The sequence below is a fragment of the Curtobacterium sp. B18 genome, from assembly GCF_000333375.1.
GTDB lineage: Bacteria > Actinomycetota > Actinomycetes > Actinomycetales > Microbacteriaceae > Curtobacterium.
This window is the reverse complement of record NZ_BACZ01000390.1, coordinates 1-6,752: the sequence shown is the minus strand read 5'-3', so window position 1 is coordinate 6,752 and position 6,752 is coordinate 1. Positions and strand designations below refer to the sequence as shown.

Annotated in this window: 5 protein-coding genes and 2 pseudogenes; 1 reads left to right on the top strand and 6 read right to left on the bottom strand. The window is 69.0% G+C overall.

Translation table 11 applies throughout. The annotated features are described in order from the left end of the window. Positions 1–156 precede the first annotated feature (156 nt). The 6 genes and pseudogenes from I5E_RS10850 to I5E_RS10825 form a co-directional block, all read right to left on the bottom strand. Positions 157–1,173, bottom strand: a pseudogene (locus I5E_RS10850) (cytochrome ubiquinol oxidase subunit I); the annotation flags it as partial. A 272-nt stretch (positions 1,174–1,445) separates the two neighbouring features. Next, positions 1,446–2,381, bottom strand: coding sequence for an ABC transporter substrate-binding protein (locus I5E_RS10845; protein WP_022907007.1), 936 nt, complete (start codon positions 2,379–2,381; stop codon positions 1,446–1,448). Further along, a complete protein-coding gene (locus tag I5E_RS10840; RefSeq protein WP_022907006.1) occupies positions 2,378–3,118 on the bottom strand; it encodes an ABC transporter permease in 741 nt (246 codons plus the stop codon). Before I5E_RS10840 ends, I5E_RS10845 begins: the two co-directional genes overlap by 4 nt. Continuing rightward, positions 3,115–3,837, bottom strand: coding sequence for an ABC transporter permease (locus I5E_RS10835; protein WP_022907005.1), 723 nt, complete (start codon positions 3,835–3,837; stop codon positions 3,115–3,117). The genes I5E_RS10840 and I5E_RS10835 overlap by 4 nt, the downstream gene beginning before the upstream one ends. Further along, the gene (locus tag I5E_RS10830) at positions 3,834–4,703 is read right to left on the bottom strand and encodes an ABC transporter ATP-binding protein (protein WP_022907004.1); all 870 of its coding nucleotides are present in this window, start codon (positions 4,701–4,703) and stop codon (positions 3,834–3,836) included. Before I5E_RS10830 ends, I5E_RS10835 begins: the two co-directional genes overlap by 4 nt. Positions 4,704–4,904: 201 nt before the next feature. After that, on the bottom strand, positions 4,905–5,552 hold the full coding sequence (locus I5E_RS10825; protein WP_022907003.1) for a TetR/AcrR family transcriptional regulator: 648 nt from the start codon (positions 5,550–5,552) through the stop codon (positions 4,905–4,907). A 382-nt stretch (positions 5,553–5,934) separates the two neighbouring features. Here I5E_RS10825 and I5E_RS10820 point away from each other — a divergent pair. After that, positions 5,935–6,752: pseudogene (locus I5E_RS10820) on the top strand (hypothetical protein); the annotation flags it as partial.

Below are 6,752 nucleotides of genomic sequence, written 5' to 3'. Positions count from 1 at the left end.
CCCGGGTTCTTTGTACGCCCGCCTGTCACCATCCCAGGATAGCCGGACACGACCGCAGCGCCCGATCGCGGACCTTCAGACGCCGATCGGCCTGCCACTTCAGCCTGAGTCTGTGTGCATTACCGCTGAGAGACGGGACTCGGCGCCGCGCCCGCAGCGGAACGACCAGTAGGTGACCCAGATGATCGGCTTGTAGTCGCCCGGGCCGTAGACCTGGGAGTACTGGGCCTGCAGGTCGTTGATGCCCTCGACCGTGCCGTTGAAGGTGTGCGTCGACAGGAACGACAGCAGGTACGGCACGCGGATCGAGAACAGCTCGTGCACGCCGTCGGGGGTGCCGAGCGTGAAGATCGAGAACGACGCGTCCTTGCCGGTGGCGGTGTTGTAGAGCGCCTCGGCCGCGGCCATCTTCATCGGCTGCGTGTCGACCATGGTGAGGCCGAGCTGGTCGCCGGTGAGGACCGTGAGGGCCCCCGCCGCGAGCATCGTCCACATGCCGAACTTCAGCGCCGGCATCATCGTCTCGAGGTTCTGGTTCCGCGCGAGGTGGTACGCGGCGACCGAGATGATCACCGCGGCAGCGACCATGAAGCAGGCGAAGAGCGTGTGCGGGAAGGCGGCCAGCGCGACCTTGTTGCCGAGCACGGCCCAGATGTCCGTGAGCTCCGCGCGGCCCTTGGCCTCGTTCATCGCGAAGCCCACCGGGTGCTGCATGAACGCGTTCGCGGCGATGATGAAGTACGCCGACATCATGGTGCCGACGCTCACGCACCAGATGCTCGCGAGGTGCAGCCCCTTCGGCAGGCGGTCCCACCCGAAGATCCAGATGCCGATGAACGCCGCCTCGAAGAAGAAGGCGAGGATGCCCTCGAGCGCGAGCGGGGCGCCGAACACGTCACCGACGAAGCGGGAGTAGTTCGACCAGTTCATGCCGAACTGGAACTCCTGCACGATCCCCGTCACGACGCCCATCGCGAAGTTGATGAGGAAGATGCGCCCGAAGAACCGGGTCAGCTGGAGGTAGTGCGCGCGCCCCGTGCGGTACCAGGCCGTCTGGAACACGGCCACGACGACGGCCATGCCGATCGTCAACGGGACGAAGAGGAAGTGGTAGATCGTCGTCAGACCGAACTGCCACCGCGACAGGAGGAGCGGGTCGAGGATGTCGTTCATGCGGCGTTTCCGAGCCGGTTCGCCGCGCGCTGTTGGTGCACGTCAGTTGCTTCCTGTGGAGGGGAACTTCTGGTGTCACTGGCCGTTGGGACACCACCACGTTACCTCCCGGACACATGGTTCGACAAGTTGTAGAAACCCGCTCTGCACGAACGTGCAGGAGAGTTGCACGGCACAACCGTGCGGAACACTGGTGCATGCGCCGTGTGCACCAACGACGACAGGTGCCGGGCAGATTGCCCGACACCTGTCGTTTTGTGGTGCTGTGCGTGCTACAGCAGGTCGTTGTCCTGCAGGAACGCCTTGGCGACGGAGGCCGCCGACTTCTGGTCGACCGAGTTCTGACGGTTGAGCTCGATGAGCGCGTCGGTCGTGAGGAGCTTGTTCACCTTCTCGATGGCGTCCGCCGCCTTCGAGTCGAGGTCCTTCGACACGATCGGGGTGACGTTGTTCGCCGGGACGAGGTGCTTCGGGTCCTCGAGGGTGACGAGCTTCTCGGTCTTGATCGAGGCGCTGGCGGAGTAGATGTCCGCGACCTGCGAGTCACCGTCCTGGATCGCCTTGATCGTCAGCGGGCCGCCCGAGTCGTTCTGCTGGTTGACCTCGCCGGTGATGCCGTACTTCTCCTTGAGGCCCTTCGGACCGTAGGCGGCCGTCGCGAACTCCGGGTTGGCGGCGATCGAGATCGTGCCGCCGATCTTCGAGAGGTCGGCGATGGACTTCAGGTCGTACTTGTCCGCCGTCGCCTGGGTCACCGTGTAGGTGTCGGCGTCGGAGGCGTCGGCCGACGGCAGCGCCTTGACGTCCGACGGCAGCGCCGACTTCAGCGCGGAGTTGATGCCGTCCGTCGTCGTCTCGGTCGTGGTGTCCTTGCCGTCCTCCTGCAGGAGGTAGTTCAGCAGGTTGCCGTTGTACTCCGGGAAGACGTTGATGCTCCCCTTCGCGATCTCGGGCCAGTACGCCTTGCGCTGACCGATGTTGAGCTTCTTCGTGACGGTGAAGCCCTCGTGCTCGAGCTCCTGCGCGTAGAGCTCGGCGATGATCTCGTTCGACGGGTACGCCTGCGAGCCGACGACGATGGTCTTGGAGTCCCCGCCGCCGGAGCCGGAGGAGAGCGGGTCGCTCGACGAGCAGCCCGCGAGGGCGATGGCTGCCGCGGACGCGACGGCGATCGTCGCGGCGAGACGCCGGGTCGTTGCTGTGATCACGGGTGGGTTCCTTCCACAGGGGTTGATGCTCGTGGTGCTGAGCTTCGGGAGCTCCGACGCGACAGACGCGCCGACCCGGCGGAGACACCCGCGGGGACGGCGAGCCGCTGCAGCGCGGCGAAGACGATCTCGAACGCGATGGCGAGGGCGATGACCAGGAGTGATCCGCCGAGCACCTCCGCGTAGTCGGAGTTGGCGATGCCGGAGAAGGCGTAGCCGCCGAGTCCGCCGGCGTTGATGTAGCCGACGAGGGTCGCGGTGGCGACGACCTGCAGCACCGCCGCACGGATGCCGCCGACGATGAGCGGCAGGGCGAGCGGGATCTCGACCTTGCCGAGGACCTGCCAGCCGGTCATGCCCTGCGCCTTGGCGGCGTCGATCGTCACCCGGTCGATCGCCTCGACGCCGGAGTAGGCGCCGGCGAGCACCGACGGGATGGCGAGGACGACGAGGGAGATGAGCGGGGCGCCGAGCCCGAGGCCGATCGCCAACGCCAGCAGGGTGAGGAGGCCGAGCGTCGGGAGCGCGCGGATGCCACCGGAGACACCGACCGCGATCGAGCGGCCCCTGCCGGTGTGGCCGATGGCGAGACCGAGGGGCACCGCGATCACCACGGCGATCGCGACCGCGAGCAGGGTGATCCAGACGTGCTCCCAGAGCCGGACGCCGACGGCGTTCTGGCCGACGTTGTTCGCCGGGTCGAAGATCCAGGCGATGCCCTGTGCGAAGAGGTTCATGCGGACACCTCGTTCGCCCGGACGTCGTCGGCGGCCCGACGGCGGACGGCACGGGCCGACCGGCTGCTCCCCCGCGTCCACGGCATCACGAGCCGGCCGATCCCGACGAGCAGCACGTCGAACACCAGCGCGAGGACGATGGTGAGGACGATGCCGGTGAGGATCTCGGCGCTGATGGCACGCTTGAGGCCGTCGGTGAGCAGGAAGCCGAGGTTCGGCACGCCGATGAGCGCACCGACCGTGACGAGGCTGATCGTCGACACCGACACCACGCGGATGCCGGCCAGCAGCACCGGACCGGCGAGCGGCAGCTCCACCTTGAAGAACCGCTGCGTCGGCGAGTACCCGAGCGCCTCGGACGCCCCGACGACGTCCTGGTCCACCGCGTCGATCGCGTCGGCGGCGGACCGGGCCATCAGGGCCACGCCGAAGATCGTCATCGCGATGACGACGTTCACCGGGTCGAGGGTGCTCGTGCCGATGATCGCCGGCAGGACGAGGAAGAGCGGCAGCGCCGGGATCGTGTAGAGCAGGCTCGCCACGACGACGATGGTCGACGCGGTGCCGCGCGCGACGCCGCTGCGCTTCCGGAGCCGCGAGACGAGCAGGCCGATCGGGACCGACAGCAGGAAGCTGATGACGATCGGCGGGATCGACAGCCAGACGTGCGCGATCAGGTTGTCACTGATCGTGTCCGTGTTGCCGAGGACCCAGTTCACGCGTCGCCCCGGGTCTCCTGGGGCACTGCCGCGGCCGCGTCGACGACCTGCACCGGACCGGTGAGCACGCCGGCGGCGCGCCCCTCGCCGTCGACCACGATCGGGCCGGTCGGCGTCTGCTCGACACGGAGCGCACGGCGGCCACGGCCGGCGCCGATGAAGTTCGCGACGAAGTCGTCGGCGGGCTCGGCCAGGATCTCGGCAGGGGTGCCGAGCTGGGCGATCTCGCCGCCCTTCTTCAGGATGACGACCTGGTCGCCGAGCTTGAAGGCCTCGTCGATGTCGTGCGTGACGAAGACCACCGTCTTGCCGAGCTCGCGCTGCAGCCGGATGAGCTCGTCCTGCAGGTCGTTGCGGACCAGCGGGTCGACGGCACCGAACGGCTCGTCCATCAGCAGGATGTTCGGGTCGACCGCGAGCCCGCGGGCCACACCGACGCGCTGCTGCTGTCCGCCGGAGAGTTGGGAGGGGTACCGGTTCGCGAACGCGCGGTCGAGGCCCACCGTGTCCATCAGCTCGAGGGCGCGCTGCCGGGCGTCGGCCTTCGAGACGCCGGTGAGCAGCGGCACCGTGGCGATGTTATCGACGACCTTGCGGTGCGGCAGCAACCCGGCGTTCTGCATGACGTAGCCGATGCTCCGACGGAGCTTGACCGGGTCGACGCCCGCGACGTCCTCCCCGTCGATCTCGACGGCACCTGCGCTGGGGTCGACCATGCGGTTGATCATCCGGAGCAGCGTGGTCTTGCCGCAGCCGCTCGACCCGACGAAGACCGTCGTGGTCCTCGAGGGGATGACGAGGCTGAAGTCGTCGACCGCGTTGGTGCCGTCCGGGTAGGTCTTGCGCACCGAGCGGAACTCGATCATGGGTGCCCTTCTGTTCGGAGGTAGCCCGACTCCGAGTGAGAGTACCCGTCGGGTGCGACACCCGTTCCCCCGTGACGGCGTGTGTCGCCTCCTGGACAGCGCGAACGGCGTCCGGACGGGACGACGCCCGCACCCCTCGTCGGGGTGCGGGCGTCGTCGGATCACCGGTCGGGACGCCGCTCGGGCGCGCCGCGCCGCGGGTCAGGAGGCGGCGATCACCGCTTCGAGGTGGGCCCGGCTCATCGTCCGGTACTCCTCGATCAGCGCGGTCTCCGGGTTCGCCGGGTCGCGGTGGGCGCGGGCGAGGACGGCGTGCGACGACTCGGCGAGGACCACCCAGGTGCGGGCGAGGCGCTCGGTCGTCGGCATGCCGAACCGCTCGTGCATGATGTGCGCGACGGCGCCGCCGAGCGCCGCCATCCGGTCCTCGGCGTCGCCGGTGCCGGTGTCCGCCGCGTCACCGAACCGGATCCCCCGAAAGCCGGGCTCGGTGCGGTACATCTCGGCGGTGACGTCGATGAGCGCGTCGCAGGCCTGCTGCCAGGTCGTGGCACCGCTGGTGTCGAGGGCGGTGATGAACCGCTCGGCGAGTCGCTGGGTGCTCCGGATCGCCAGCGCCTCGACGACGGCGATCCGGTCCGGGAAGTAGCGGTAGACCGTGCCGATGGACGCTCCGGCGCGCTCGGCGACCATGGCGGTGGTCAGGCGCTCGAACCCGATCTCGTCGATCACCCCGGCGGCCGCGTCGAGGAGGCCGGCGAGGCGCGCCGAACTGCGGGCTTGGACCGGCTCGTTCCTGAGCAGTGATGATCCCCCCGGCAGTGCGTTCGATACCTCGGTGACGAGCACGTGTTCTCCTCTTGCGCGGGCAGCGCTTCTCAAGTGGGTGGCTGACGGACCAACTGTCGCAGAGACCGGCTGGAATATCGCTGCGACTCTCCCAGTACACGTGTGAGGTCGTACGTGAGCCAGGTCCGACGTGGAATGATGGCACGATGCCCGACCCGACGCCCCACGAGCCGTCGCTGGCCGAGCCGATCCTCCACCGGGCCGCCCGCATCGAGGACGCCGTCCAGGAGTTCCGCGAGCACCGCGCACGCCGCCGCGGGCTCGTGCCGACGGTGATCCCCTACAACGGCTACGGCGCACCGGGCTGGATCCGCGTCCTCTGCCGCGTCCTGCTCACCCGACGCGGGCTGGCGTCCGACGCCTCGTACTACGGCGTGCGCGGGTGGCGCAGCTTCACGAGCGTCGCGGTCGACGCGGCCGAGGTCACGATCACGGCCGGCGGCACCTCGCACGTCGTGCAGTCGGACCGCGGCGGGGTCGTCGACACCATCGTGCCGATCGACCTCGAACCGGGCTGGCGCACGATCAAGCTGTCCGCCGGCGGCATGCGCGACGTCGAGGGGCACCGTTCTTCGCGGCCGACGAGGACGAGGTCGCCGACCTGTTCGAGCAGGCGCTCCAGGGGTACTTCGGGCCGAACCACATCGGCACCGACCACGTCCGGGCGCTGCACCGCCTCGGGTACCTGCCGCTCGAGATCCGGGCGCTGCCCGAGGGCACGCTCGCGCCGATCGGTGTCGCGACCCTGACCGTCGAGAACACCGTCGACGAGTTCTTCTGGCTGCCGAACTACATCGAGACCGCGCTCTCGGCCTCGATCTGGCACCCGTCGACCGTCGCCACGAAGGCGCTCGAGTACCGCGACCTCATGGAGGACTGGGCCGCCCGCACCGGTGCCGACCCGGCCAGCATCGACTTCGCCGCGCACGACTTCTCCTTCCGGGGCCAGTCGAGCATCGAGTCGGCCGCGGCCGGCGGGGCCGGACACCTGCTCTCGTTCCTCGGCACCGACTCGATGCCGTCGCTCGACTTCATCGACCGCTACTACCCGGGCGACAACGGCTGGGTGGCCGCGAGCGTCCCCGCCACCGAGCACAGCGTCATGTGCGTCCGCGGTGCCGACGGCGAGCTGGCGACGTTCGAGCAGATCCTCGACGTCTACCCGACGGGCATCGTGTCAGCGGTCAGCGACGGCTTCGA